At 59.3% G+C, this 25,720-nt stretch carries 26 protein-coding genes and 1 pseudogene; 14 read left to right on the top strand and 13 right to left on the bottom strand.

The window, feature by feature from the left end:
• Positions 1-120: 120 nt before the first annotated feature.
• Positions 121-225, top strand: a pseudogene (locus tag NN484_RS23075) (oxidoreductase); the annotation flags it as partial.
• Between the two features lie 130 nt (positions 226-355).
• Positions 356-2,116: an arsenical pump-driving ATPase gene (gene arsA, locus NN484_RS23070; protein WP_274657991.1), complete on the top strand. Its 1,761-nt coding sequence runs from the start codon at positions 356-358 to the stop codon at positions 2,114-2,116.
• 59 nt (positions 2,117-2,175) lie between these two features.
• On the opposite strand, the gene NN484_RS23065 is transcribed toward arsA, so the two are convergent.
• The 6 genes from NN484_RS23065 to NN484_RS23040 all read right to left on the bottom strand — a co-directional run bounded on the left by NN484_RS23065 (position 2,176) and on the right by NN484_RS23040 (position 6,776).
• Positions 2,176-2,364, bottom strand: coding sequence for a YgaP family membrane protein (locus NN484_RS23065; RefSeq protein WP_274657990.1), 189 nt, complete (start codon positions 2,362-2,364; stop codon positions 2,176-2,178).
• A 13-nt stretch (positions 2,365-2,377) separates the two neighbouring features.
• Positions 2,378-2,797, bottom strand: a complete 420-nt coding sequence (locus tag NN484_RS23060; RefSeq protein WP_274657989.1) for a DUF6691 family protein — start codon at positions 2,795-2,797, stop codon at positions 2,378-2,380.
• Positions 2,798-2,799: 2 nt separating this feature from the next.
• Complete coding sequence (locus NN484_RS23055; RefSeq protein WP_127646885.1) at positions 2,800-3,234, bottom strand: YeeE/YedE family protein; 435 nt, start codon at positions 3,232-3,234, stop codon at positions 2,800-2,802.
• Between the two features lie 112 nt (positions 3,235-3,346).
• Positions 3,347-4,147: a sulfite exporter TauE/SafE family protein gene (locus tag NN484_RS23050; protein ID WP_274657988.1), complete on the bottom strand. Its 801-nt coding sequence runs from the start codon at positions 4,145-4,147 to the stop codon at positions 3,347-3,349.
• A 28-nt stretch (positions 4,148-4,175) separates the two neighbouring features.
• The gene (locus NN484_RS23045) at positions 4,176-5,846 is read right to left on the bottom strand and encodes a bifunctional protein tyrosine phosphatase family protein/NAD(P)/FAD-dependent oxidoreductase (RefSeq protein ID WP_274657987.1); all 1,671 of its coding nucleotides are present in this window, start codon (positions 5,844-5,846) and stop codon (positions 4,176-4,178) included.
• Positions 5,847-5,897: 51 nt separating this feature from the next.
• Complete coding sequence (locus NN484_RS23040; RefSeq protein ID WP_274657986.1) at positions 5,898-6,776, bottom strand: MBL fold metallo-hydrolase; 879 nt, start codon at positions 6,774-6,776, stop codon at positions 5,898-5,900.
• A gap of 235 nt (positions 6,777-7,011) precedes the next feature.
• Between NN484_RS23040 and NN484_RS23035 the strand changes: the two genes are divergently transcribed.
• From NN484_RS23035 to NN484_RS23010, 6 genes are all read left to right on the top strand, one after another.
• A complete protein-coding gene (locus NN484_RS23035) occupies positions 7,012-8,337 on the top strand; it encodes a sigma-54 interaction domain-containing protein (protein ID WP_274657985.1) in 1,326 nt (441 codons plus the stop codon).
• A gap of 173 nt (positions 8,338-8,510) precedes the next feature.
• The gene (gene cydP, locus NN484_RS23030) at positions 8,511-8,687 is read left to right on the top strand and encodes a cytochrome oxidase putative small subunit CydP (RefSeq protein ID WP_010459233.1); all 177 of its coding nucleotides are present in this window, start codon (positions 8,511-8,513) and stop codon (positions 8,685-8,687) included.
• A complete protein-coding gene (locus NN484_RS23025; RefSeq protein ID WP_215500300.1) occupies positions 8,684-10,255 on the top strand; it encodes a cytochrome ubiquinol oxidase subunit I in 1,572 nt (523 codons plus the stop codon). The genes cydP and NN484_RS23025 overlap by 4 nt, the downstream gene beginning before the upstream one ends.
• Entirely contained in the window at positions 10,248-11,384 is a 1,137-nt protein-coding gene (gene cydB, locus NN484_RS23020; protein WP_274657984.1) for a cytochrome d ubiquinol oxidase subunit II, read from the top strand. The genes NN484_RS23025 and cydB overlap by 8 nt, the downstream gene beginning before the upstream one ends.
• Before the next feature lie 23 nt (positions 11,385-11,407).
• The gene (cydX, locus tag NN484_RS23015; protein WP_127646899.1) at positions 11,408-11,530 is read left to right on the top strand and encodes a cytochrome bd-I oxidase subunit CydX; all 123 of its coding nucleotides are present in this window, start codon (positions 11,408-11,410) and stop codon (positions 11,528-11,530) included.
• Complete coding sequence (locus NN484_RS23010) at positions 11,527-11,814, top strand: cyd operon YbgE family protein (RefSeq protein WP_215500298.1); 288 nt, start codon at positions 11,527-11,529, stop codon at positions 11,812-11,814. The genes cydX and NN484_RS23010 overlap by 4 nt, the downstream gene beginning before the upstream one ends.
• Positions 11,815-12,002: 188 nt before the next feature.
• Here the strand turns inward: NN484_RS23010 and NN484_RS23005 are convergent, their stop codons facing one another.
• The 4 genes from NN484_RS23005 to NN484_RS22990 all read right to left on the bottom strand — a co-directional run bounded on the left by NN484_RS23005 (position 12,003) and on the right by NN484_RS22990 (position 17,224).
• Positions 12,003-13,115, bottom strand: a complete 1,113-nt coding sequence (locus tag NN484_RS23005) for an alkene reductase (RefSeq protein ID WP_215500297.1) — start codon at positions 13,113-13,115, stop codon at positions 12,003-12,005.
• A 169-nt stretch (positions 13,116-13,284) separates the two neighbouring features.
• A complete protein-coding gene (locus NN484_RS23000) occupies positions 13,285-15,519 on the bottom strand; it encodes a xanthine dehydrogenase family protein molybdopterin-binding subunit (protein WP_274657983.1) in 2,235 nt (744 codons plus the stop codon).
• A complete protein-coding gene (locus NN484_RS22995; protein WP_127646907.1) occupies positions 15,516-15,989 on the bottom strand; it encodes a (2Fe-2S)-binding protein in 474 nt (157 codons plus the stop codon). Before NN484_RS22995 ends, NN484_RS23000 begins: the two co-directional genes overlap by 4 nt.
• Positions 15,986-17,224, bottom strand: a complete 1,239-nt coding sequence (locus NN484_RS22990) for a c-type cytochrome (protein WP_425518794.1) — start codon at positions 17,222-17,224, stop codon at positions 15,986-15,988. The genes NN484_RS22995 and NN484_RS22990 overlap by 4 nt, the downstream gene beginning before the upstream one ends.
• Before the next feature lie 337 nt (positions 17,225-17,561).
• Here NN484_RS22990 and NN484_RS22985 point away from each other — a divergent pair, with 337 nt between their 5' ends.
• From NN484_RS22985 to NN484_RS27260, 4 genes are all read left to right on the top strand, one after another.
• Positions 17,562-18,761, top strand: coding sequence for an MFS transporter (locus NN484_RS22985; protein WP_274657981.1), 1,200 nt, complete (start codon positions 17,562-17,564; stop codon positions 18,759-18,761).
• Positions 18,762-18,855: 94 nt separating this feature from the next.
• The gene (locus NN484_RS22980) at positions 18,856-19,779 is read left to right on the top strand and encodes a LysR family transcriptional regulator (RefSeq protein WP_274657980.1); all 924 of its coding nucleotides are present in this window, start codon (positions 18,856-18,858) and stop codon (positions 19,777-19,779) included.
• A gap of 160 nt (positions 19,780-19,939) precedes the next feature.
• Positions 19,940-20,260, top strand: coding sequence for an isochorismate lyase (locus tag NN484_RS22975; protein ID WP_127646915.1), 321 nt, complete (start codon positions 19,940-19,942; stop codon positions 20,258-20,260).
• Complete coding sequence (locus tag NN484_RS27260; protein ID WP_343228787.1) at positions 20,143-20,478, top strand: magnesium chelatase subunit ChlI family protein; 336 nt, start codon at positions 20,143-20,145, stop codon at positions 20,476-20,478. Before NN484_RS22975 ends, NN484_RS27260 begins: the two co-directional genes overlap by 118 nt.
• 6 nt (positions 20,479-20,484) lie before the next feature.
• On the opposite strand, the gene NN484_RS22965 is transcribed toward NN484_RS27260, so the two are convergent.
• Both NN484_RS22965 and NN484_RS22960 read right to left on the bottom strand, forming a co-directional pair.
• Positions 20,485-21,699, bottom strand: coding sequence for an aldose 1-epimerase family protein (locus NN484_RS22965; protein ID WP_215500292.1), 1,215 nt, complete (start codon positions 21,697-21,699; stop codon positions 20,485-20,487).
• A 108-nt stretch (positions 21,700-21,807) separates the two neighbouring features.
• The gene (locus tag NN484_RS22960) at positions 21,808-22,695 is read right to left on the bottom strand and encodes a LysR substrate-binding domain-containing protein (protein ID WP_274657978.1); all 888 of its coding nucleotides are present in this window, start codon (positions 22,693-22,695) and stop codon (positions 21,808-21,810) included.
• Between the two features lie 122 nt (positions 22,696-22,817).
• On the opposite strand from NN484_RS22960, the gene NN484_RS22955 reads away from it, so the two are divergent.
• On the top strand, positions 22,818-23,327 hold the full coding sequence (locus NN484_RS22955; RefSeq protein WP_215500290.1) for a sugar ABC transporter: 510 nt from the start codon (positions 22,818-22,820) through the stop codon (positions 23,325-23,327).
• Between the two features lie 171 nt (positions 23,328-23,498).
• On the opposite strand, the gene NN484_RS22950 is transcribed toward NN484_RS22955, so the two are convergent.
• Positions 23,499-24,392, bottom strand: a complete 894-nt coding sequence (locus tag NN484_RS22950; RefSeq protein ID WP_274657977.1) for a LysR family transcriptional regulator — start codon at positions 24,390-24,392, stop codon at positions 23,499-23,501.
• Positions 24,393-24,486: 94 nt separating this feature from the next.
• Here NN484_RS22950 and NN484_RS22945 point away from each other — a divergent pair, with 94 nt between their 5' ends.
• Positions 24,487-25,653 (top strand): MFS transporter, encoded by a 1,167-nt coding sequence (locus tag NN484_RS22945; RefSeq protein WP_274657976.1) that lies wholly within the window; start codon positions 24,487-24,489, stop codon positions 25,651-25,653.
• The last annotated feature ends 67 nt before the right edge of the window (positions 25,654-25,720 follow it).

Below are 25,720 nucleotides of genomic sequence, written 5' to 3'. Positions count from 1 at the left end.
CCTTGCTCATCGCCAAAAACAGTGTGCAGTGACCTTGAGTGCTTTTGGAGTATCGGCACGCTGGTCGTTATCTTTATAAATCAGGCGTTACCGCAAGGGGCTTTATATGAAGTCTCGGGCACTAACGTGAAGGGCCGGATTTTCACGGTCCAGAAAGCGCTGCCGCTGATGGGGCGGGGTGGTTCAATCATCTTGTCCGGATCCAGCGCCGGCACCACGCGCGCGCGCATTCATTGTCTCGGTCTGGCAATGCGGGCTAAAACTTTCCGCTTGATTCATAAGATAAAGTGATAGGTGCCGAACATCGGTCTAAACTCTGAGCCTCAATTGTGCTCCGCAGCGAGGCTAGCGTGCCATGCAGTCCACCCTCAAACTGCTCGCTCAGCCCACCCAATATATGTTCTTCACTGGCAAGGGCGGGGTTGGCAAAACGTCGGTTTCCACAGCGGTATCAATCGCCTTGGCTGATTCAGGCAAGAAGGTGCTGCTGGTTAGCACAGACGCGGCCTCGAACCTTGATGAGATGCTCAATGTCGAGCTGAGTAATCAGCCTGTCGCGGTGCCGAATGTGCCTGGAATGTTCGTGCTCAACATCGACCCCGGGACCGCTGCCATCGACTACCGGGCCCGGGTGGTCGAGCAAATGGGCCCCCAGGCCAGCGATCAAGATATTGCGCTGGTGCGTGAGCAACTCTCGGGAGCATGCACGACCGAAATCGCAACTTTTGATGAGTTCTCCCACCTCCTGTCACAGGGCGGCGCGGCCTATGATCATGTTGTGTTCGATACCGCCCCCACGGGGCACACGCTCAGGCTGTTGAGCCTGCCCAAAGCGTGGAGCGGATTTCTGGAAGGCAATGATCGCGGTGCGTCATGCCTGGGGCCGCACTCGGGGTTGAAAATGCAGGAGCAACTGTTCAATCAGGCATTGGCGGCGCTCAACAATCCAGCCCTGACCACCGTCGTGCTAGTGGCTCGACCGGACAAAGGCGCACTGGGCGAGGCCGCGCGTTCCTCCGATGAACTCCGTGAGCTGGGTCTGGAAAATCAGCGTTTAGTGGTGAACGCTGTGTTCAAACGCAGCGACTTGAATGACCCGATCGCAGCCGCCATCGAAGCGATCGGCCAGCAAGCGCTCGACGAGATGCCCACGTCGCTGCGCCAGCTTTCAACTGACTACATTTCGCTCAAGGCCATAGATTCCGTTGGCTTGCCCGCGCTCCGCGGTCTGCTTTCCCCGGAACTTGAGAGGCCAACAACGACTGCACCACAAGCACGCTCACCCTTGGAACATCACACGCTCTCGGAACTGGTTGCCGAGCTTGCGACTGACGAACGCGGGTTGATCATGGTCATGGGCAAAGGGGGAGTAGGCAAAACCACCATTGCCGCCGCCATCGCACTTGGCCTGGTGCAGCACGGCAAGTCCGTGCATTTGAGCACGACGGACCCTGCGGCGCATCTGACGATGACCCTCAACGCCGATGTTCAAGGGCTCAGCGTCGGCCGCATCGACCCGAAGGTCGAAACCCAAAAATACGTCGACAAGATCGTGGCTTCCCGCGCTTCGGCCCTGACTGAAGATGAAATAGCCTTGCTTATCGAGGATCTGCGCTCGCCCTGTACCGAAGAGGTCGCTGTGTTCCACGCTTTCTCCCGCGTGGTTTCTCAAGCCAGAACCTCGTTCGTGGTGCTGGACACCGCTCCCACAGGGCATTCGCTGCTATTGATGGATGCCACAGGCGCCTATCACCGTCAGATGCTTCGAGAATTCAAAGGCCAAGCCTCGGACCATATCGTCACGCCATTGATGCGCCTGCAAGATGCGGACTACACCAAAATCATTCTCGTGACGCTGCCCGAAGCCACACCCGTGTCTCAGGCCGCAGCGCTGCAGGATGACTTGCGCAGAGCCAGCATCGAACCGTTTGCCTGGGTGGTCAATAAGTCGCTATTGGCCACAGACACCACCGATCCGCTGCTGCGAGCGCGTCTGGATAGTGAGCAAAAACAGATGAATCGAGTCGCGGAGCAAACCAGCCATGCTGTCATTTTGGTGCCCTGGGCCGCGGAGCCGCCTGTTGGCGTCGCTGCGCTAAAGCACCTGCTGGATTGATGCGCCAGCCACCCACCACGGGCACCTTCAGGCACCCGCAAGCGTGCAATGGTGGTCGCTCAGCAACGGTTACAGGTTTTGATCCCTAGCACTGTATAGACGGGGCAGAAACGGAAGATGCCAGTGGCCAGCGGCACTAAACCTATCCAACCCCACACGCCGATCACACCGGACAGACTGAGGCCAATGAGAAGCAGACCGGTGATAATGCGCAGGCTACGGTCAATGGTTCCAATGTTCGCTTTCATGGCAATCTCCCGATCAATGGCTGCGCCGGGTCTCCAGCGCAGTAAACAACAACATGCCGGCCAGCATGGCCAATATGAATACGATCACTTGCCAGTGTCCTGTCAGCAAAATTGCCACTGCGGGGCCCGGACAGATGCCGGCGATGCCCCAACCGATGCCGAACAACAGGCTCCCGCCAATCAATCGCGGGTCCAACTCACGCTTGATCGGTAGCTGCATTGGCCTTCCCAGCACCGAACTGGATTGTTGTCGCGCCCAGGTTAGCGGGCCAAAGGCCAAGCCAATTGCGCCGACCATGACCAGCGCCAAGGAAGGGTCCCAGGCACCGGTTAGATCCAGGAAAGCGAGTACTTTGCTCGGGTTGGCCATGCCGGCCAGAAGCAAGCCCAGGCCGAACAGCAGGCCAGCAATGAACGCGGTCAGTCTGGTCATGTTCACCCCCCCATCAGATGACGCAAGACAAACACCGTGACGAAACCACTGAACATGAAACACACAGTGGCGACCATCGATCGCGGCGAAAGGCGCGATATGCCGCAGACGCCATGACCACTGGTGCAACCTGATCCGTATCGTGTGCCGATGCCCACCAATACACCGGCGACGATCAGTCCGAACCAGCCACTTTTGAACTCAATGTGTGGCAGCGTGCCGAACACTCCCCACAGAAGCGGCGCGATAAGCAGGCCCAGGAGAAAAAGTGCCTTCTCATTTCTCCCCTCGCTCCCGCGCTGTAAAACACTGCCGATGAGGCCACTGATGCCTGCGATACGTCCATTGGCGACCACGAACAGACTGGCCGCCAGGCCTATCAAAGCGCCACCGGCAAGGGAGGACCAGGGAGTGAAGTTGAGCCAGTCGACATTCATGAAGTTTCTCCGGCGAAAAATTGTTGGTAACGGGTTTGGAGGGTTGCCAATGCTGCGTGACGACTGATGCGATAGAACACCTGCTTTACGTCACGGCAGCTCATGTACATGACTAAACGGCTTTCACCAGCAAGGCCACCGCCACCACCATGGAAACCGCGGCGAAGCCTCTTTGTAAGTGTGGCCCCGCCAGCCGGGCCGCAATCAGACGCCCACCGAGCATTCCGACCAGTGCGCCAGTGGAAAACGGAATGGCGACTGCCCACTGCAAGTGCCCGGCTGCGGAGCTTGCCGCAACGCCGGAAATTGAAACCAGCGCAATAACGGCAAGTGACGTCGCAAGCACTGACTGCGCTGTCAAATTGGTGTATCGCTGCAGCGCCGGCACCATCACAAAGCCACCGCCCACACCGAGCAAGCCCGAAAGCCCGCCCGCGACAACGCCAGAGACGGCGAGTGCCCACGCACACGGACGCGTCCAGTTAAGCTTTCCCCGGTTCACGTCCAATAGACAAGGCGGCGGTTTGGATGTGACGGGGGGCTTTGACTCCGTGGAGGGCGGGAGCGACCGTTGATATACCCGAAATGCAACGTACATCAGCACGAAGGCAAACATGATCGTCAACGGACGGTTAGGGGTGCGCTGTGCCAGCCAAAGGCCAAGGGGGGAACACACGATCCCCGCTCCTGCAATCAGAAGCGCGGCTTTATAACGGACGGTGCCGTTTTTGAGCCCCATTACGGCACCCAGGGTCGCGGCCAGACCGACAGCCAGTAAACCGATTGGCCCTGCCTCGGCCATGCTCAACCCCACGCCGAATACCAGTAAAGGAACAGCCAGTATTCCTCCTCCGGCACCGGTCAGAGCCAGGATGACCCCGACAGTAAGCCCGAGCAGTAAGACAACGATCATCTCAGTCTCCTTGCTTTCAGGTCTGATTTCATACGTCGGCCATCTCAGGTTTCGCCATCCACTCATGGCCCTTGAGCATTCCCTTCCAATACAGCGGTGGAAGAATCCGCTCTTTGAGCAGCCATGCCAGCCGCGATGGCCGGGTACCGTCAATCAGCCAGGATGGAAAGCTGGGGGCGACCTTGCCGCCATAGGTGAACTCAGCCAGTACGATCTTGCCGCGTTCAACCGTCAGCGGGCAGGAGCCGTAACCGTCGTAATGGGCGCTGCCTTTTGCTTTACCCATTGCCGCCAACACGTTATGGGCAACGACGGGCGCCTGCTTGCGTGCTGCTGCCGCGGTTTTGGCGTTGCTGGTATTGATGGCGTCTCCCAATGCATGAATATTGACCCAGGTCTTATGGCGCAACGTGGCAGGATCGGCATCGATCCAGCCAGCCGCGTCAGCGAGAGGGCTGACCCGAACGAAATCCGGCGCAATCTGCGGTGGCACCACATGAAGGAGATCAAAGTCGCGCGTAACACGTTGGGAGCTGCCATCCGGATTCACGCAGTTGAACGTTGCAGTCCGTGCGGGTCCATTCACGCTGGTGAGTGTGTTGCCGAAATTCAGGTCGATACCATAGGCCGTGATGTATTCCATCAGTGCGGGCACATAGTCGGGAACCCCGAACAGCACCGCGCCGGCGCTGCAAAACTCGATCTCGACGTTGTCCAGTACACCGGTACGTTTCCAGTGATCGGCAGACAGGTACATTGCTTTTTGCGGTGCCCCCGCACATTTGATTGGCATGGGCGGTTGCGTGAAAACCGCACGGCCACCACGCAGTTGCTGCACCAGTTCCCACGTATAAGGCGCAAGGTGATACAGGTAATTTGAAGTCACGCCGTTGCGGCCCAGGGTGTCCGACAAACCCTCGATGGCATGCCAATTGAGCTTCAGGCCAGGACACACGACCAGTTGCTCGTATTTGACGACTCTGCATCCATCCAGAATGACGGCATTTCTCTCGGGTTCGAAAGCGGCGACCGCCGACTTGATCCAATGCACACCGCGGGGGATGGTCGTGCCCATTGTGCGCGCAGTTTGCGGCGCATCGAAGACTCCACAGCCGACAAGTGTCCAGCCAGGCTGGTAGTAGTGCACATCTGCCGGGTCGATGATGGCAACGTCGAGCCCAGGATCTCGCGCCAATAAACTGGATGCAGTCGCGATACCTGCCGCACCGCCTCCGATGATGACCACGGTATGCTGCGCCTCAGCCACTTCGACCGGCGTGCGGCCCTGATTGGCAATCCGGCGAATGACACCTTTCATATCGAACCCGGCTTTTTTGGCCGTCTCGACGATGTGTGGCAAGGATTGTTTACCCGCTTGTGAAAGTGCCCACATCGTTGTCGAGCGCATGCCGGAACGGCAATAGGCCAACACCGGTTTTGGAAGCGATTCAAGAAGCTTGCCGAAGGCGATACCTTGTTCGTCGGTGACTTTGCCTGATTCCGCAGGAAGGTAGTGCGCTTCGATGCCGACGGCTTCGGCGGCTCGTTTGATTTCGGCAAACAAGGGTTGATCACTGCCTTCGCCATCGGGACGGTTACACACGACGGTACGAAAGCCGGCCTCTTTCAGTTCGGCCAATTGGTTGGGAAAAATCTGTTCGGATACCGACAGTCCAGGCGCAAGGGGGCGAATGTCCATAAGTGACTCCGTTATGGGTTTTTTCTTATGTGTAATTTGGGGAAGGCAACGTCAGGCGACGTTGAGCGGGATTTTCAGGTAGCGCGTCCCGTTCGATTCGGGCTCAGGCAAGTGCCCGGCGCGCATGTTGACCTGAACCGAAGGCAGGATCAGCGTCGGCATTTCCAACGATGCATCGCGCTTTGTGCGCATCGCCACGAACTCCTCCTCACTGATGCCATTACGCACGTGAACGTTGTGCGCGCGCTGGTCGGCCACGGTACTGACGAATTGCACCTCGCGCCCACCTGGCTGGTAGTCGTGGCACATGTAAAGCAACGTATTGGCCGGAAGGCTCAGCACCTTGTTAATTGACTGGAACAGCGTGCGGGCATTTCCACCGGGAAAGTCACAGCGTGCAGTACCGTAGTCAGGCATAAACAAGGTGTCACCGACGAATGCAGCCGTTTCGGTTCCATCGCTGATCACATAAGTCATGCAGGCGGGTGTATGGCCCGGTGTATGGAGCGCGTGACATTGCAGCGAGCCAATGGCAAACGGTTCGTCATTGACGAACAGATGATCGAACTGACTTCCGTCGCGGGGCATATCGCCAGCCGTATTGAACAGCGTGCCAAACACTTCCTGCACCGTGGAAATCTGGCTGCCGATGCCTATTTGTCCACCGAGCTTTTCCTTCAGATAGGGCGCTGCCGTGAGATGGTCCGCGTGGACGTGGGTCTCGAGAATCCAGTCGACCCTCGCATTGAGTTCGTTCACCCTCGCAATCAACTTGTCGGCAAACGTTGTGGCGGTGTGGCCGGACTTAGGGTCGTAATCAAGTACGCTGTCGATTAACGCGCAGTGGTGGGTAGCCTCATCCAGCACAAGATAGCTGACGGTATTGGTAGCAGAATCGAAGAATCCTTCGACGTGAAGTTTGACGCTCATGACCTGTCTCCTTAGGGGCTTTTACCAAGCCGCTCACACTAAGGACTGACATAGCAATAAGCCTGCCAGGCTAGAGTTGTACAGAGTAAGGATCATATCTATATGATTTTATTGGTTTAATTTTCTATAAGTGGTTTTGTTTTTTCTGCATCATCCTTGATTTACTGCCATTGGCAGTCCGTATTGACAGCGGTGGCAGTGCCATAACAGGATGGACGGATTCTCAGGAGCCACGATGAAGACTATCCTGCCCATCCCAAGCAATTCACTCCCGCACTCGGATCAAGTGCAGTCACTTGTTTCGTTCCTTGAGCACGAACCCCAGCCGATGATCGTGCTCGATCCGGACTACAACATTCTGGCTGCCAATACGGCCTATCAGCGTCAGTTTGGCAGCGCTGATAAACCTTTTATCGGCCATAAGTGTTATCAAATCTCGCACCATTACGACGTACCGTGTGATCAGGCGGGTGAGAACTGCCCGATGAAAAAGGCGCAGGAAATGCGCGGACCGGATCGCGTTTTGCACATTCACCACACACCTCGGGGCCCCGAGCATGTCGACGTTGAATTGCGTCCGATTCTAGACGAGCACGGAGTTATTACCGCCTATGTGGAGCGTCTCACCCTGGTCCGCAGCGCCTCAGCGCGACCCAGCAACGAAGGCTTGGTTGGCTGTTCACCAGCCTTTAACCGTGCCCTTTCGGAGCTGCAGCGGGTCGCACCATCAATGCTGCCGGTGCTGCTGCTGGGCGAGTCCGGTACGGGCAAAGAGCTGTTCGCCCGTGCGGTACATGAAACCAGCGACCGGGCCACTGGACCCTTTGTCGTCGTTGATTGCTCTGGATTGACCGAAACGTTATTTGAGAGCGAACTGTTCGGTCATGAAAAAGGAGCATTTACCGGTGCCACCACGCGTAAGCCTGGCCTGGTTGAAACGGCCCAAGGCGGCACGTTGTTTCTCGATGAGATTGGCGATGTTCCGTTGGCCATGCAGGTGAAACTGTTGCGCCTGATCGAATCGGGCACCTATCGCCGTGTGGGCGGTGTCGAGACGCTACATGCCAACTTCCGGTTAATTGCGGCGACCCACAAACCCCTGGAAAAAATGATGGAGAAGGGCGAGTTCAGGCAGGACCTGTACTACCGCATCAGCGCCTTTCCAATTCAATTGCCGCCGTTGCGCAACCGCGTTGAAGACATTGGTTTGCTGGTGGATTCATTTCTGCAACGTGCCGGTACAGGTAAGCGTCGGCTAACGATAGATGCGGATGCTCTGGCGCAATTACAGCGGTTTTCCTGGCCCGGGAATATCCGTGAATTACGCAATGTTCTGGAAAGAGCCAGTCTGTTCGCTGACGATGGTGTGATCCGCTCCATACATTTGCCCCAGGCATCCGTGCTGGCACCTGCTCATGCCTCTCCTTCAACTCCGTTCGACGGCAGCTCGCTGGTACAGGCACTGGCTACTTTCAAAGGTACCCGCGGTGAGTTGGCCAAGCACTTGGGAATTAGCGAACGAACGCTGTACAGGCGCCTGAAAGAGCAGGGGCTGGCCTAGTAGCCAGCGCTCATGCCACTAGTCTGCCAATGACTGCCAGCCCCTGGCAGATTGGCAGCGCACTGACCTGCCAACTCGTTCCGCGCATCGCTGGATTATTGTCTAACTAATTGTTTTAACACGATAAAACAAGATTGCTCCCCCTTGGCATGCGGTGTGCTAACTGCATAGACATGACCATTTCCGACAAACGACTGCGACGCCATCTGCTCACGGCAGTAGTGATCAAGCTACTGGTGCTGACAGTGTTGTGGTGGCTGTTCATCCGGGATTCGCACGTCAGTGTCGACTCGAACACCATCGGCAACCGTTTCGGTGTACCCACCTCGACTCAAGGGGCAAGCAAGTGATTTCAGAACACCTGGTGGATTTGTCTCGGCTGCAGTTTGCAGCCACAGCGCTTTACCACTTTCTTTTTGTACCACTCACGGTTGGCATGGTTTGGCTACTGGTCATCATGGAAAGCGTCTATGTGATGACCGGTAATGTTATCTGGAAAGATATGACGCGCTTCTGGGGCAAGTTGTTCGGCATCAACTTCGCCCTGGGGGTGACAACGGGCATTACCCTGGAATTTCAGTTCGGCACCAACTGGGCGTATTACTCGCACTATGTCGGCGACATCTTCGGTGCGCCACTGGCAATCGAAGGCATGATGGCGTTCTTTCTTGAATCGACCATGATCGGCCTGTTCTTTTTTGGTTGGGATCGCCTGAAGAAACAGCACCACTTGCTGGTCACGCTGCTGATGGCGGTGGGTACAAACCTTTCAGCCTTGTGGATTTTGATCGCCAATGGCTGGATGCAGAACCCGGTGGGTTCAGAATTCAGTTACATCACCATGCGTATGGAGATGGTGGATTTTTGGGCGGTGGTTTTCAATCCGGTAGCACAGGCCAAGTTTGTCCACACCGTCTCAGCCGGCTACGTCACCGGTTCGATGTTTGTGCTGTCGATTTCGAGTTGGTACTTGCTCAAGAATCGGGATGTCGAGTTTGCCAAACGAAGTTTTCGGGTGGCGGCGGCCTTCGGTCTGGCTTCAGTGCTGAGCGTGATCGTGCTGGGTGATGAGTCGGGTTACACGGTGGGTGAAGCGCAGCAAACCAAGATGGCTGCCATGGAGGCCATGTGGGAAACGAAGCCTGCTCCGGCGGGCCTGACATTGGTAGCCAGTATTAATGAAGCCGAGTCCAAAAATAACTGGGAAGTTGAAGTGCCATGGCTGATGGGCCTGATCGGCACACGATCAGTCAGCAAACAAATTCCAGGCATTCATGAGATTAAAGAAAAGAACCGCGCTCGAATTCTCCGAGGCATTAGTGCCGTAAATGCCCTTGAAGCCGTCAGGGCCGATCGCACCGATTCGGCAGCTCTCAAGACATTCGAAGAATACAAAGCCGATCTGGGCTTTGGTCTGCTGCTCAAGAAATATGTCGAGGACGTCAACCAGGCCACGCCGGCCATTATCGAAAAGGCCGTAAACGATACCGTACCGCGCGTGACACCTATGTTCTGGGCGTTCCGGATCATGGTAGCCCTTGGCTTTACCATGCTTATGCTCTTCGGGCTTGCCTTCTGGAATACCTTGAAGTCGACCTGCACGCGACGCCGCTGGTTACTGCGTTGGGCGCTCTGCATGCTGCCTGCGCCATGGATTGCCTGCGAATTGGGCTGGTTCGTCGCTGAGTACGGCCGCCAGCCCTGGACCATTTACGGCGTGCTGCCGACCCACATGAGCGTATCCACGCTTAGCGTCAACAATCTCTATGGCTCGCTGGCCGGATTCATCGTTTTCTACACCGTGCTGCTGGTGGTTGAAATGTTCCTGATGGTCAAGTTTGCCCGTCAGGGTCCTGGCAGCCTCGGTACCGGCCGTTATGTTCACGATGCCCATTTGAAGGAGCTCCACCATGCTTGATTACTTCACTCTGAAAATTATCTGGTGGGCACTGGTTGGTGTATTGCTGATCGGCTTCGCCATCATGGATGGCCACGATATGGGGGTAGGTACGCTGCTGCCCTTTGTTGGCCGCAATGACATGGAGCGCCGCGTTGTCATCAACACCGTTGGTCCGCATTGGGATGGGAATCAGGTGTGGTTCATCACCGCGGGCGGCGCATTGTTCGCGGCGTGGCCTGTGGTGTATGCCACGGCATTCAGCGGGTTCTACTGGGCGATGATTCTGGTCCTCTGGGCGCTGTTCTTCCGCCCGGTGGGTTTTGACTATCGCAGCAAGATTCACAACGCCACCTGGCGCAGCACTTGGGATTGGGGGCTCTTTGTGGGTGGGGCAGTGCCGCCTCTGGTGTTCGGGATTGCGTTTGGCAACCTGTTGCAAGGTGTACCGTTCCACTTCAACGACCTTCTGGTATCAACTTACACCGGTAGCTTCTGGCAACTGCTGAATCCCTTTGCGCTTCTGACCGGCGTTGTGAGTAGTGCAATGATCACCTTGCAGGGCGGTGCTTATCTGGCGCATCGCACTGAAGGGGTTATCCAGGCAAGGGCAATCAAAGGCGGGGTTGGTGCGGCGATTGTCCTGGTGTGTTCATTTATTGTTGCCGGCATCTGGCTGCAATGGATCGATGGCTATCGGATTACATCGGTCGTTGATACAGCCGGACTGCCTGACATTCTCAGCAAGTCCGTGGTACGCGAAGCTGGAGCCTGGATGGCCAACTACGGTCACTATCCTTTGTTGTGGCTGCTGCCCGCACTGGGATTGAGTGGCGCAGCAGGTGCCGCCCTGTTGCTGATGGTGCGCCGCACGCTTTCAGCGTTTATCGCGTCATCGTTTTCGGTAATCGGTGTTATCAGCACGGCAGGCGTATCGATGTTTCCGTTCGTCATGCCGTCATCCACGATGCCTGCGGCAAGTCTTACCGTGTGGGACAGCGTCTCCAGTCACTTAAGCCTGGCCATCATGTTCTGGGCCACGTTGATCTTCATGCCTCTGATCTTGATTTACACCTCGTGGGCGTATCGCGTCATGAGGGGCAAGGTCACCGCCGCACAGATCAAAGCCAACGAACATTCCGCCTACTAAGTGATGGCAAAGGAGTAATAAGCATGTGGTATTTCGCCTGGATGCTGGGGGTCGGTTTTGCATTGCTACTGGCCATATTGAATGCGATGTGGGGCGAGAACGAAGCTGGCCGAGCCTTGAGCGACAACGACGAGACACGGTCATGATGCCGCGTGTGGCTAACCCACCACCATCCTCACAAATTCATTTGCTGAGTCTGGTAATCGCTTTAGTCATCATGCTCGCCTGCACGCTCTATCCCCCCATGATGGCCGCCCCTGACGGGAAGCCTGACCATGCTCTGGCAACTGCATTGTTCGCAGCCATGAGTGTGGCCTTCGTGAGAGGTGTGGGTTTTGTCCCGCGGATGCTCGTGTGGCGTTGGCTTTTCTCAGGCTGGACCTGTTTTGCGTCACTTGCAGTTGCTGGCTGGGTAAAGTTTCTACATTGAGGATTGACGACAGGAGATGATGCAGCACGACCAAGCTATAACATGATGGCTCTCGCGCAGTCAGTGATAGCTTGGTTTCGTCTAGCGTGGCGGCTTTCCTGATCATTCGGGAAAGTCTGTCCGCTGCCGACCTTCAAGGTCCTCAAGCAAACCTTGAAAGTCATGAAACCCGTGCCGGCATGTGCTTGTCAGGCATGAAATGGATAGTCAATGTAGCCACGCTGATCCCCGCCGAAAAAGCTGCCTGGGTCTGGCGTGTTGAGTGTCAGGCCATCGTGAAGCCGACGCGGCAGGTCAGGGTTGGCCAGGAATGGTCGGCCGAACGCAATGATGTCGGCACGATCGGAGATCAGCGCCTGTTCGGCAGATTGCGCATCGTAACCGCCAGCCAGGATCAGCACGCCGTTCCAGGTCTTGCGCAACTGGGCAATGATCGCGTCCCAGCGCGGGTCGAAGTTTTCGTCTTTCACCGTGCCGACCATCGCAGGCTCGACCAGGTGCAGGTACGCCAGATTCCATTGATTGAGCGCTTCGACCAGGTGCCCGAACGTCGCCTCTGGGGTGTCATCGCCCATGCCCATAAAGCGCCCCATCGGCGTCAGGCGTACGCCAACCCGTTCGGCACCGACTTCTTCAGCAACGGCCGCAACCACTTCCAGCAGAAAACGCGCGCGATTCTCCACGCTGCCGCCATAGGCATCGTCACGCTGGTTGCTGTTGCTGTTAAGAAACTGGTCGAGCAGGTAGCCATTGCCGGCATGAATTTCCACGCCGTCCATGCCCGCATTCAACGCGTTGCGCGCGGCCACGCGATAGTCCTCGACGATGTCTGCGATTTCCGCCGTTTCCAGAGCGCGCGGCACGGGCACATCACCCCAGACGCCGTTGCCGTTTTCATCGACGATAAACGTCTTGCCGGGCACCGGCAGAGCGCTAGGCGCCACGGGCAGGCCGGCGTCGGGTTGAAAGCTGGGATGGGAAACACGACCGACGTGCCACAGTTGCATGAAGATCAGCCCGTGGGCCTCATGCACCGCGGTGCTGACTGCGCGCCACGCCTGGACCTGTTCCGGGGTGTAGATGCCCGGCGTCCACGCGTAGCCCTGAGCCTGGCGGGAGATTTGTGTGGCTTCGGTGATGATCAGCGCCGCGCTGGCACGTTGGCGGTAGTACTCGGCGTTCATCGTCGTTGGCACATCACCCGGTTGACCGGCGCGTGAGCGAGTCAACGGCGCCATGGCGACGCGATGGGCGAGGGTGTAAGGACCCAGTGCGATGGGTTGGAACAGACGACGTGTCATGGGTAGCTCCAGATTCAATCAACGGGATTCAAACGCAGCAGCAGGGCTGCGACTCAGTGCAGGTAAATTAACCGGGGGCAGCGGGTGTGATAATCCGTGGCCGGCGCTACGCTGTTTTGCGCGCTACGCAACGGCGCCCGTGCTCATCAGCGATGAACACGGGCGTGGCTCAGACGGGTTGGTTCGAACGGGTCAGCGGCAGGTTCAGCCAGCGCCGGCCGGTGGCGTTGGCGACGGCGTTACCAAGGGCGGCGGCCATCGGACCCTGGACGATTTCAGCGGCACCGAGGAAGGGTTCTCCCGGCTGGTCAAGCAAATGCACATCGACTTTGTTCGGCAATTGGGTGAAACGCAGAATCGGATAACCGCTCCAGTCGTAGCTGCGAATGCCCCCCGCGTCGTAGGCGACTTTTTCGTACAGGGTCCAGCTCGCGGACTGCACGATGCCGCCCTCGACCTGATTGCGCAGGCCATCGGGGCTGACGATCTGGCCAACGTCCACCGCTGTCACCACATGATCGATGCGGATCTCGCCGGTCTGCGGATGCACCCGCAGCTTCACCGCGATGGCGCAGTAACCCATGATGTTTTTGTAGCGAGCAAAGGCGAAACCGATGCCGGCGCCGGGCTCGCTGCTTTTTTGCGGCCAGCCGATCGCATCCCGTACACGCTCCACGACCGCGCGGGCACGCGGGTCACTCAGATGGGCAAGACGCAACGCGACCGGGTCGATTCCGGCCTTGATCGCCAACTCGTCGAGACTCGCCTCGATGGCGAAGATATTGATGTGCGCACCGAGCGAACGCATGGCCGAGGTACGAAAGGGCATTTCGGTGACGAAGTTCATGTTGATGCGCGTCGAGTTCAGGTCATACAGCGGCACCGCGTTGCGATCTCCATCCCCTTCGGGCTGGGCGATCGGCACTGATGGCGCCGAGGCGAAGGGCCGGGCGAGCAAGCGCGCCGGCAACAGGCGCCCGGCGTTGACGATGCGTTCGTTGTGCGGCGTCGTCCATAGATCGTAAGTCCAATCCTGCAGTCGATTTTTCATCAGCCCCGCGTCGACCTCGACCACCATCGCCGAGCTATAGGGCTCCCAGAGATTTTCCTGTTCGCGCATCCATTGCACGCGCACCGGCGTTCCGGGCACGCGCATGGCAATCAAGGCCGCATCGGCGGCGGCATCGTCGGCGCCGTTGTGCCCGTAACAGCCTGAACCCTCGGTGTGAATACAACGCACCCGCTCAGGGGGCAGGTGCAGCATTTCGGCGATGCCGGCGCGCAACGGATACACGCCCTGGGTATGGGTCCAGACGGTGAGAATGCCGTCCTTGAACCAGGCCACCGCACAGGAGGGGCCTATCGAGCCATGCATCAGATACTGCTTGGTGACCCGCGCCTGAAAACGCGTGTCGGCCTTGCCGCTCGGCGTGCCGTCGTTGCTGATCGGATAGCGTCGCGAGGGTAGACGTTTGAGCAGGCCATGAATCTCGGCGGCTTCGGGAATCGCCTCGCCGCCGCTCCACTGCGCAACTTCGCTGGCGCTGCGCATGGCTTTGATCGCTTGCCACTCATCACGGGCAACCACCGCCAGATAGTTTCCGTCGCGGATCACCTTGACCACGCCAGCCAGTGCCTCGATGGACGCCTCATCGAATGCTTGCAGCGTGCAGCCCGGACGTGGCGGACGGATCACCCGCGCATGCAGCATGCCCGGCAGACGCATGTCCTGGACGAATGCCGCACCGCCGCTGACTTTCGCCGGGATGTCGAGGCGCGGCAACGAATGCCCGATCAGTTTGAAGTCTGCGGCGGCCATCGCCGGTGACTTTGCCTTGGCGTATTGGTGCACATCGACATGCTTGACCGCCTCGGCGTAAGTCATCCGCTGATCGGCCGTGCCTTCGATCACCCCGCCGCGAGTGCTCAGCAGCGCCCCCTCAACCTGCCAACTGCGGGCAGCTGCATCGACGAGCATTTCGCGCACCTGCGCGGCAGCGTTATACAACGCGGTACCGCTGTCGAAAATGCTGTGGCTGCCAGCGGTGTAGCCTTCGTTGAGCGTCAGCGCGGTGTCGGCGGTGAGCAAGTTGATAGCGGTTGCCGGCACCTGCAAACGCTCGGCGGCAATTTGCAGCAGTGCGGTTTTCACCCCGGTGCCCAATTCGACCTTGCCGGTGTAGACCGTAATGCCGTCGGCACCGATGCGGATCCAGGCGTCGAGCCAGGGGTTGGTGCGCAGGCTTCCGGGGAGGTCGGGCGCGAGTATCACGGTGCCCAGCGTATCGACTTCCGTATCAGCCAAAACCCGCCGTGCCACCGGCATCAGGGTGAACGCCACCAGCAACGCACCGCCACGCAGGAAGGCGCGCCGACTCGGGTTCAAACCATTGGACTCACTCATGTCAGGCTCCCGTTGATCCCGGCCACCTGTTTGATCGCTTCGATGATCCGCAAGTGCGTACCGCAGCGGCACAGATTGACGGCCATGTGTTCACGGATGGTTTGCTCATCCGGGTGTGGATTGCGCTCGAGCAACGCTTGCGCGCGCATCAGCATGCCGGCAATGCAGTAGCCGCATTGCGCGGCCTGTTTCTCGATGAACGCCGCTTGCAAAGGCCCAGGTTTCTCGGCGCTGCCGAGGCTTTCCACGGTGCGGACTTTTTTGCCTTCGAGGCCGGCGCAGGGCGTCAGGCAGGCGAACACCGGTTGATCATCGACGATCACCGTGCAGGCGCCGCATTGACCCAGACCGCAGCCGTACTTGGCGCCGTTGAGGTTCAAGTGGTTGCGCAGCGCATACAGCAGCGGCATGTCCGGCTCCAGCTCCAGCGGTTGCGCGGCTCCGTTGACGTTGAGAGTGATCTGGCTCATTTCGTCTCCTGACGTAACGCTTCAATAGTGGAAGAGAGGTCGGCCCAAGGCTGATCGGGTCTGGTTTGCTGGCGCAGATACGCGGCGAGTGCGCCGAGTTGCGTGTTGTCGAGGCTGGCGGCGAACGGTGGCATCACCGGGCCGGGCGATCCGGGCGTTGCAGGCAAGCCTTCGAGCACGGTCTTGAGAAAGTTGCGCGAGCTGGCCGCTTGCAGCGCCGAGGTGCTTTGCAGTCCCGGGCGACCATCGATTGCGCGCATCGGCGCTGCCGGGCCATGGCATCCGGCGCAGGCACTGTTGAAGAGCAGGGCGCCGGTCGAGTGGTCTGCCGGTTCACTGGCGGGGGGCTTTAGTGTCGTCTCTGTCACCGAACTCGGGTTCTCCAGGCTGAGCAGGTATTCGGCAATCGCCTCGGCTTCACTGGCGGGCAAGCGTGCCAGACTCAAACTCACCGGCCGCATCGGGCCGGCGGGCGTACCGTGGCCATCGACCACGTCGGCGCGCAGATAGCCAACCAGTTGCTCGCGACTCCACGGCGCGGCGCGTTGGCCCATACCGACCAACGCTGGCGCTTGCCAGCCGTCAACGCTGCCACCTTGCAAATATTCCGAAGATTTTTCCGCGCCAATCAGGTTCAGCGGCGAATGACAACCGGCGCAATGGCCCGGGCCGTCGACCAGATAACGCCCGCGATTCCACGCCTCGCTGCGCTGTGCCACTGGCGTCAGTGGTTCTCCGTGCAGGAACAGCAGGTTCCAGAACGACACCAGCGGGCGAATGTTCATCGGGAAATTCATCTGGTTCTGCCTGGCCGGCGCGTGCACGGCGGGGCCGCTCATCAAGTAGGCATAGGCGTCGGCGATGTCCGCCTGGCTCATGCGCCGGTAGTGCACGTACGGAAATGCCGGATAGAGAAAGTGACCGTCGCGGGCAATACCCTGGCGCATCGCCCGCTCGAATGCCGGCAGGGACCATTGGCCGATACCGGTCTGTGCATCCGGGGTGATGTTGGTGCTGTACAGCGTGCCGAACGGTGTCACCAACGGCAGCCCACCGGCCAAGTATTCGCCGCCGGGGCGGGTGTGGCAGACCGCGCAATCACCGGCCTCGACCACTCGCGCCCCGCGTTGCAACTGTGTGGCCTCGAACGTCGCCGGGCGTTCGATGGGCGCAATTGCCGGGCGCCACATCAGCAATGCGGCGCCGATCAGGCCGAGCACAGCGACGGCTGCCACGCTGATCCATAGCGTTCTGGATTTCAGGAATGGGCGGCTCATGGGACAGAGAAAAACGCGGCAGGCAATGGCAGAACGGAGGGGATACGGGTCATGACAACGCTCCTTGTAACGGCCGGGGAAGGGCGCCGATGTAGACGGCTGCGCCAAGGGCCAAAGCGTAGAGAAACCGCCAGTGCTGGAGAATCACCGGCGCACGCAACAGCGCGTTGCGCCAAAAGCAACGGCTGCGACGTTGCGCGGGACGCATCACTGCGTTGCCTGACGCATGGATTCTGCTCATCGACACGCGGCCGTAGCCTTGGCAGCACGTTCCTGAACTCAATGAGGTGTCATCATGCTCACGGGCAACCCGGCCGTTGCGGCCAGCGCCGAACAGCCAACTTCACTTTCCGGCCTGATGGTCGCGTTCCTTGCGTTCTGCTGTGGCGCGGTCGTGGCCAATCTTTATTACGCTCAGCCGATCGTTGAGCTGATTGCGCCGCAGATCGGTCTGTCCAGCGCCAATGCCAGCCTGATCGTTTCGCTCACGCAGTTTGGCTACGCGCTGGGTCTGTTGCTGCTGGTGCCACTGGCCGACCTGATGGAAAACCGCCGTCTGGTGGTCGGCTTCACCCTCGCGGCGAGTGTCACGCTGTTGTGCGCCGGACTGACCCATTCGCCGTCGATGTTCCTGGTGCTGTCCTTGTTGATCGGCCTCACCTCGGTGGCCGTGCAGATCCTCGTACCGCTGGCGGCGCACCTGGCACCCGAGGCCAGCCGTGGCCGCGTGGTCGGCAATATCATGAGCGGTCTGCTGCTGGGCATTCTGTTGTCGCGGCCACTGTCGAGCCTGTTGGTCGACGTGTTCGGCTGGCGCGGGGTGTTTTACAGCGCTGCGGCCCTGATGGCGCTCATCGCGCTGATTACCGCTGTGGCATTGCCGCGTCGGCTGCCGACGCATAAAGCTACGTATGCTGCGTTGATCGGGTCGGTGTTTGCCTTGGCCCGGCGTTATCCGGTGTTGCGTCAGCGCTCGTTGTACCAAGGGCTGCTGTTCGCCAGTTTCAGCCTGTTCTGGACCCTCGCCCCGATTGAACTGATGCGGCACCACGGCTTCACTCAGGCGCACGTGGCGATCTTCGCTTTGGTCGGTGCGGTGGGTGCCATTGCGGCGCCGATTGCCGGGCGTCTGGCCGATGCCGGACATGGTCGTCGCGGCACACAGGTCGCGTTGTTGCTGGCGCCGGTGTCGCTGTTGATCGCCGCGCTACCGGGCAGCGGCTATGTCTGGCTGGTGGTGTGTGCGGTGCTGCTGGATTTCGCCGTGCAATTGAACATGGTGCTCGGTCAGCGTGAGGTGTACGCCCTTGATCCACACAGCCGTGCGCGTCTTAACGCGGTGTACATGACCAGCATTTTCGTCGGCGGCGCGCTGGGGTCTCTGGTCGCGAGCCCGCTGTACGAGCATTTCGGCTGGAACCTGTCCGCCGTCGCGGTGGCGTTGCTGCCAGCGCTTGCGCTCGGGTTGTTCGTGAGCCGCAAGGCCGATGTCTGAACACCGGGCGAGGGCGTGCAAGCACGCCGGTACAAGACGACGGGCGAGCAGTGATGCACAATCGTCCGGGATCCCTTACGACCGGACCCCGCTTATGGACAAGTTGCTGGCACTGAAGATGTTTGTTGAAACCGTGCGCTGCGGGGGCTATTCCTCAGCCGCGCGCAAACTCGGGATCTCAACGTCGTCAGTGACACGGCAAGTTGCGGGGCTGGAAAACGAGCTGGGTGCGAGCCTGCTCAATCGCACCACGCGCAACACCAGCGTGACCGTCGCCGGCCAGACCTATTTCGAAAAAGCCGTGGCGATTCTCGACGCGATCGACGAAGCCGATGCCGTCGTCGCTGACCGTGGCAGCGAGCCGCAGGGCCGACTGCGCATCAGCGTGCCGGTGGAATTCGGGCGACGCCTTATCGCGCCGCACCTGAGCCGTTTGCTCGAGCGGCATCCGGGTCTTGAGATCAGTCTGTCGCTGAGCGATCAGGTCAGTGACCTGCTCAGCGAACAGATCGATGTTTCGGTCCGGCTGGGGTCTTCCGTGGTCAGTGAAGACATCGTCAGCAAACGGGTAGGGCATTTCGAACGCTGGGTGGTGGCCAGTCCCGAATATCTGGCCCGTAGCGCGGCGCTATGTCACCCACGGGATTTGCTCGAGCATCAATGCCTGCGTTTCGATTACGGCGGCACACACCAGCACTGGACCTTTCAGAGTGAGGAAGCGCCCATTCAGCTCAACGTCCACGGCCGCCTGCAAAGCAACAACGCCGATATTCTGCGCGAAGCAGCCATCGGCGGAGGTGGGGTGACGCTGCTGGCCGACTGGCTGGTGCGCGAAGACGTGGCAGCCGGCCGGTTGACCCGGGTGCTCGAGCATTACGAGATCAATCCCGGCAGTGCCAGCACGTGCATCAACGCGTTGTACTTGCCTAATCACCGTGGCTCCAGCCGGATTAATGTGTTTATCGAGTTTCTGATGGAAATCCTCAGCGTCCTTCCCCGTGGCACGCAAACCGAATAGCCGTAAACGACGGGGGTATCCGTATGGGTGCCTTCGTCACTATCATTTATTGAGGCGTAAATAGCGCAGGCGCTGAAGGCGACCGCTCTTTGATCACTGCAATCGGTCGTCACCGGACGGTGAAGTCCCAGGATTTTTTCAACAAACGGAGTGTCCCTACATGGAAGTCATCAATCATTTGCAGCCCGAAGCGTGTGCAGGCATGGAGGACATCCGGCGCGAGATCGATGCCCTTGATCAGGCTGTCATCCAGCTGTTGGGCAAGCGCTTTCACTACGTACTCGCGGCCTCGAAGTTCAAGACCTCGGCGACTTCAGTACGTGCGCCGGAGCGATTCAAGGCCATGCTGGTCACTCGACGCGAGTGGGCAGAGGCCGAGGGTCTGAATCCAGATGCAATCGAGAAAATGTACAGCGACCTGGTGAATCACTTCATTGCAGAAGAGATGAAGCACTGGGCTGCTCATCAATCCGACACTTGATACCAGTGGCCGGGCTGTCTGCCGTGAGGCGTCGATTTCGGTCAGTCATGACAGGCAGCAATCGGCCAGAGCGGACAATGACCGATTACGTCATCAGGCAAACAGCAGCCCATCGACTGCTCAAGGTCGCGCGCACGCTGGCGGACCTTGAACCAGCTGACGGGATCAGGCGCGAACATCTGGCCGAGGCGCTGCAATATCGGCCGGCAATGCTCTAGCCAGTATCACCCCTTGCTCAGATCAACCAGCGGCGTCTGCCGCACCTCGGTCTCGCGCCCACCCTGAATCTCGTTTACCTGCTTCAAGGCCTTGTCCACAGCCGCCTTATCCGCCAACAAGCTGTAGCTGATGCGGAACTGCTTGTGTTCCTTCGGCCCAATTGTTGGTACCAGGTTCAGTGGTCGCTGGTAACGGCGGTTGTAGGAAAAACTGGTCCCCGGCTCCAGCCCCGTGACATAGCCCTGACCTTGGGTATCGGTGTTTTTCCACAGGGAAAACACCGGCAGTGTCTGAGTATTGAAACCGACCGAAACGCCCAGGCTGCCGGCCTTGTTGTGCAGCACGGCCAACGTATCGCCCTTGGCATCGGCATACGGCACCACGTTGTAGACCGTTTCGTCGTAGTCCTTGGTCGGTGCGCGGTAGGTTTGCCAGTCGGGCAGATCGCCCTTGGCCTTGTCGTTGAACGGCGACACCTGTTTCACGGGCGCGGCGAAACGAGCGCCCTGTTCCAGGAACGGGGTGCTGAAGTTGCTGTGATACAGCGCCTGGTATTCCTTCGGATAGTCGCCGTTGTTGGTCAGGGTGTCGTTGAGGGCGAACGCTACGCTGCCGGGTGCGGTGACCAGTTCGGTCGCGACGGAGAAGTCGACCTTCTTGAACGCCTGCTCCTTCAGTTCGCCGCGCAGGGTGATGGCGTACGGTGGTGTTTCATCGATGTGCAGGGTGACTTTGTTCGCAGGAATGTTGGCGGCCCGACCGTGCAGGGTCAGCAGTTCGCCATTGTCGACGCCAGGGTGGCCGACCCATTCGTATCCGCAGCGGGTGACCAGCTCATTGAAACCCTCCAGCCAGCCCAGACCACCGCGGCCATTGAGTTCGATGAAGGACGGATTGACCACTTCCTTGACCGGTGAATCCCAGCCCATGCGCACATTGCCGACCGAGGCCTGCAAGACGTTCATTCCCCGTGTGGGCACTACCGAGAGTTTCATCGTGCCGTTATCGATGTCGACAATGCTGACGCCCTCCTGTCGACCGCCATGCAAGGTGCGCAGGGACACGCTGAAGGGTTTGTCGGTTTTTATGCCGAGTTGCTGGCTGGTGACCTGCCAGTTCCGGGCGGCGTTGTCGGTATCGAGCAGGACGTAATCCCAAGCCATGGCGTGGGAGGCAGCGGACAGTGCGCTGAGGGCAACGAAGAGTTTGAGCGGGGTCATGGCAGCAGCCTTTCTTGGAGTTGTGCCCTTTTTATAAACGTGATGAAACGTTTCAGCAAGCTCAAAAAGTGACGCAATGCCATTCAATGCAAAGAAAGATTCGGGACCTTACTTCACCTGCGCCTCTTCCAACAGCCAATGTGCAAAGGCCTGGACGGGCGCGCGGCTCAGCTTGAGTGGTTCAGGCAACACGAGACAAAAGGTCTTGGCGACATTCTTCTCCTGCGGCCATGGTGCAACCAGACGGCCTTGCGCCAGCTCTGCTTCCACATACAGTCGCGGTACGAGTGCCACACCGAGACCAGCCAGTGCGGCCTCAATCAACATCGCATGCAAATCGTAGTGCGCGCCCATCGCCGGGTTGGTCAGGATAATCCCGGTTTCCTGAGCGTAGCGCTGCCACGCATCCGGGTTCTGTCGTCGGTGTAATCGCGGCAGTGAATCCAGAGCCGTTGCCTGCTTGCCTTGATTCAGGAGGGCAGGGTGACAAACCGGAATTAACACTTCGTTCAACAGGCGGTGCGTGTGCATGCCTGTCCAGGCCGGGTGCTCAAAATGGATGGCGGCATCAAAGCCGCTGCCGGCAAGTACGAACGGTTCCATGCGTTCCGAGAGGTGTACGCAGATATTTGGGTGTTGCTGGTTGAAGCCAGACAAACGCGGGATTAGCCAGCGCAGGGCAAAGGTTGGGCTGACGGCGATATCCAGGCTTGCGCCGTTTCTGGGCTGGCCCATCAAATACTGGCAGTCCCTGTCGAGGCGGTCGAGTAGTTCGCGCACTTGCGCCGCGTAGCGCTCACCGTTAGGCAAGAGCCGCACGCGGTTGCCAACGCGCTCGAACAGGGTGACGCCCAGAAAGGCTTCCAGGCGGCCTATCTGCCGACTGATTGCGCCCTCGGTCAAGGCCAATTCGTTTGCGGCACGGGCAAAGCTGCCATGGCGGGCTGCTGTTTCAAAGGCAATCAGTGCTGCGTTACTGGGGAGTTTTCGACGCATGGTCTTTCCTGGAGTCAAGACAGCCACCTTGATTTTTGGTCACTAAGTGGTGCCGAAAAATCGTTTTAAGGGTCATTACCGTGCCACTAGCATGATGGAACATCAATCAGTGAGGTGACTTTATGATTTACACAGTCGAATGCAACTACGCTGACCCCGCCAGCGAAGCCGAGTGGAATGGTTTTTACAGCCTGGAAAAACTGCCGGCGCTGATCTCGGTGAGCGGTTTCAGCGCCTCACAGCGTTTCAAAGCCTTGAGCGGCACTTGCCCGGCCTACCTGGCTTTACATTCAGTCGATACGCTCGCCGTATTGCAAAGCGACGAGTATCGCCAAAAAGGAGGTGGCAATTTTTCCCGCTGGCAGTCGCACATCACTGATTGGAGACGCAACCTCTATGCCGGGCCGGACCAGGTAGTTGCCGTGGGCACGAACGAATTCCTGTTGATCAGTGAACAAGGCCCTCACGTGCTGATTGAGTTAGGCCTTACGCCTTTAGCGCTGCACGCCGTTGCCTTGGACAAGACCCCTGCACACCGCTGGCTGGCAAAACTGGATTGCGCTCAGGCCAGGGCCAGCGATCTGCAGGGGCTGAATGTATATCGCGCCATGACCGTGCAGTTACAGTCATGAGTAACGTGGACATGCATCGCTGGAGATTTGCTCACGCGCACCCGACCACATCGGTGGCTTGTTGAGCGCCGCGGGAGAAATGGCCTTCGCCAACGCTGAGTAGGTTTTGCATCAGCGAGAGCCTGCTTTCGGGGAAGACGATGGCCACCTTGGTCAGGCCAGTGAGCGTGCTTACATCCGGTGATGTTCCAGCAAGAAGTCCACGAACAATCGCACCCGCGCCGGCATTGCCGACCCGCCGACGAACACCGCATGAATCGGTTCCTGGTCCCCGGGGTTGGAGGTTTCCAACAGCGCAATCAGGTCGCCGCGCTGCAGATCCTCGCTCACGCTGAACTCACCGATACGTGCAATGCCGGCACCGACTCGCGCGAGTTGTGCCAGCGCTTCGCCGCTGCTGCATTCGATGTTGCCGCTGACCTTCAGGGAAAACTCTTTTCCATCGCGGATGAACGGCCAGTTGGGTTCGGCACGCCGGAAGTTGAAGCGCAGGCAGTTGTGCTGTAGCAGGTCTTCCGGTTCCTGGGGGATGCCGTGGCGCTGCAGGTACTCGGGCGATGCCACCACGACCTGGCCGGTGGTGCCGATCCTGCGCGCGGTCAGCGGACTGTCGGGCAGATGGCCAAAGCGGATCGCGACGTCGGCCTGCCCGCCGAGAATGTCGACCACTTCGTCGCCGAGGGTGAGGTCGACGACGATGTTCGGGTAACGGGCGCTAAATGCTGCGACCAAGGGAACGATGGCCAGCCGTCCATGGCCAAGGGCGGCACTGACCCGCAACCGCCCCTTGGGTACGCCCTGGTCGGCGATGGCTTCTTCGACCTCGTTCATGTCGGCCAGGATACGCCGGGCGCCGCGCAGGAACGCTTCGCCCTCGGCAGTGAAGGTGATCGCTCGGGTGGTGCGCAACAGCAGACGGGTGCCAAGACGTTGCTCGGTACGCGCGATGATCCGACTGACTGCCGAGGGTGTCAGGCCCAGTGCACGCGCGGCGGCCGACAGGCTGCCTTCCTGCGCCACGGTGGTGAACACGCTCATTTCACCTGATCTGCCGTTGAAATCCACTTGTGCCTCCTGCGCAAAGGTGGTTGCCAAAAATACTATCTACCGCCTGAAAAGACTGGATCGTAGCATCAGCGGCATAGATAAGGAGCTTTCCATGCGTATCAATCCACCACTTGTCGCACTCGCAATCGGTGCCTTTGGCATCGGCGTAACAGAATTCGCCCCCATGGGCATGTTGCCGGGTATCGCTGCGGATCTGGGCGTTTCCATTCCCGCCGCCGGTTTGCTGGTCAGCGCTTACGCGCTGGGCGTATTGCTCGGCGCACCGCTGATGACCCTGACCACCGGCAGGATTCCCCGGCGCTATCTGCTGATCGGGCTCATGGCGATTTTCACCCTGGGTAATCTGATGTCAGCCCTGGCCACCGATTACTACAGCCTCATGGTCGCCAGGGTGGTGACCTCACTGAACCATGGTGCATTTTTTGGCGTTGGCTCTATCGTCGCCGCCAGCGTGGTCGCCCCGGAGAAACGTGCCGGGGCGGTTGCGGCGATGTTCATGGGCCTGACCCTGGCGACCATCGGCGGTGTGCCGCTGGCCGCCTGGTTTGGCGAACTGTTCGGTTGGCGCACCGCTTTCTGGGGTATTACCGGCCTCGGCGTGGTGACCATGGCCGCGCTGTGGTTCGCCCTGCCTAACCTGAAGACGCCGCAAAGCGTCGGAGCCATGGCGGAAATTCGGGTGTTGGGGCGTGGCCCGGTGCTGGGCGCGCTGGCCCTGACCGTCGTCGGTTCGAGTGCCATGTTCACCGTCTTCACCTACATCGCGCCGATCCTCAGCAGCGAGACCCATGCGTCCACCGCCTTCATCACCGCGATGCTGGTGCTATTCGGTGTCGGGTTGACGCTGGGCAACATGTGGGGCGGCAAGGCCGCCGACCGTTCGATAGATCGCACCTTGATTGTCTCGTTGAGCGTGCTGATTCTCGTCTTGTTGGCGTTCACCGTACTGATGCGTTGGCCGCTGCCGGCCGCCATAGCCATCCTGATTTGGGGGGGCGCCAGCTTTGCCCTGGTGCCGCCGCTACAAATGCGCGTCATGGAAGCAGCGAAGGACGCGCCCAATCTGGCCTCTGCGGTGAACATTGGCGCCTTCAATTTTGGCAATGCGATTGGCGCAGCACTGGGCGGAGCGGTGATCAACGCGGGTCTGGGTTATCCGGCGATTTCCCTGGCCGGAGCGGCGATGGCAGGCCTGGGGCTGCTGATGGTGTTGGCTTTTGCCTGGCGTTCCAGAGCGATTGAAGCCGCAGCGGTGTGACGAAGATGAGGGGAGTCGTTCGTTGCCATCGATGAATGGCGGAGGCGATGGGATTCGAACTCACGAA

It is taken from the genome of Pseudomonas serboccidentalis (assembly GCF_028830055.1).
Taxonomy (GTDB): domain Bacteria; phylum Pseudomonadota; class Gammaproteobacteria; order Pseudomonadales; family Pseudomonadaceae; genus Aquipseudomonas; species Aquipseudomonas serboccidentalis.
The sequence above is the reverse complement of the archived record's forward strand: the minus strand, read 5'-3'. Positions and strand labels throughout refer to the sequence as shown.

Bases quoted from the DNA above. Each gene is read 5' to 3' on its own strand.
- arsA (WP_274657991.1), top strand. From the start codon at position 356: ATGCAGTCCACCCTCAAACTGCTCGCTCAGCCCACCCAATATATGTTC.
- NN484_RS23065 (WP_274657990.1), bottom strand. From the start codon at position 2,364: ATGAAAGCGAACATTGGAACCATTGACCGTAGCCTGCGCATTATCACC.
- NN484_RS23060 (WP_274657989.1), bottom strand. From the start codon at position 2,797: ATGACCAGACTGACCGCGTTCATTGCTGGCCTGCTGTTCGGCCTGGGC.
- NN484_RS23055 (WP_127646885.1), bottom strand. From the start codon at position 3,234: ATGAATGTCGACTGGCTCAACTTCACTCCCTGGTCCTCCCTTGCCGGT.
- NN484_RS23050 (WP_274657988.1), bottom strand. From the start codon at position 4,147: ATGATCGTTGTCTTACTGCTCGGGCTTACTGTCGGGGTCATCCTGGCT.
- NN484_RS23045 (WP_274657987.1), bottom strand. From the start codon at position 5,846: ATGGACATTCGCCCCCTTGCGCCTGGACTGTCGGTATCCGAACAGATT.
- NN484_RS23040 (WP_274657986.1), bottom strand. From the start codon at position 6,776: ATGAGCGTCAAACTTCACGTCGAAGGATTCTTCGATTCTGCTACCAAT.
- NN484_RS23035 (WP_274657985.1), top strand. From the start codon at position 7,012: ATGAAGACTATCCTGCCCATCCCAAGCAATTCACTCCCGCACTCGGAT.
- cydP (WP_010459233.1), top strand. From the start codon at position 8,511: ATGACCATTTCCGACAAACGACTGCGACGCCATCTGCTCACGGCAGTA.
- cydB (WP_274657984.1), top strand. From the start codon at position 10,248: ATGCTTGATTACTTCACTCTGAAAATTATCTGGTGGGCACTGGTTGGT.
- cydX (WP_127646899.1), top strand. From the start codon at position 11,408: ATGTGGTATTTCGCCTGGATGCTGGGGGTCGGTTTTGCATTGCTACTG.
- NN484_RS23010 (WP_215500298.1), top strand. From the start codon at position 11,527: ATGATGCCGCGTGTGGCTAACCCACCACCATCCTCACAAATTCATTTG.
- NN484_RS23005 (WP_215500297.1), bottom strand. From the start codon at position 13,115: ATGACACGTCGTCTGTTCCAACCCATCGCACTGGGTCCTTACACCCTC.
- NN484_RS23000 (WP_274657983.1), bottom strand. From the start codon at position 15,519: ATGAGTGAGTCCAATGGTTTGAACCCGAGTCGGCGCGCCTTCCTGCGT.
- NN484_RS22995 (WP_127646907.1), bottom strand. From the start codon at position 15,989: ATGAGCCAGATCACTCTCAACGTCAACGGAGCCGCGCAACCGCTGGAG.
- NN484_RS22985 (WP_274657981.1), top strand. From the start codon at position 17,562: ATGCTCACGGGCAACCCGGCCGTTGCGGCCAGCGCCGAACAGCCAACT.
- NN484_RS22980 (WP_274657980.1), top strand. From the start codon at position 18,856: ATGGACAAGTTGCTGGCACTGAAGATGTTTGTTGAAACCGTGCGCTGC.
- NN484_RS22975 (WP_127646915.1), top strand. From the start codon at position 19,940: ATGGAAGTCATCAATCATTTGCAGCCCGAAGCGTGTGCAGGCATGGAG.
- NN484_RS22965 (WP_215500292.1), bottom strand. From the start codon at position 21,699: ATGACCCCGCTCAAACTCTTCGTTGCCCTCAGCGCACTGTCCGCTGCC.
- NN484_RS22960 (WP_274657978.1), bottom strand. From the start codon at position 22,695: ATGCGTCGAAAACTCCCCAGTAACGCAGCACTGATTGCCTTTGAAACA.
- NN484_RS22955 (WP_215500290.1), top strand. From the start codon at position 22,818: ATGATTTACACAGTCGAATGCAACTACGCTGACCCCGCCAGCGAAGCC.
- NN484_RS22945 (WP_274657976.1), top strand. From the start codon at position 24,487: ATGCGTATCAATCCACCACTTGTCGCACTCGCAATCGGTGCCTTTGGC.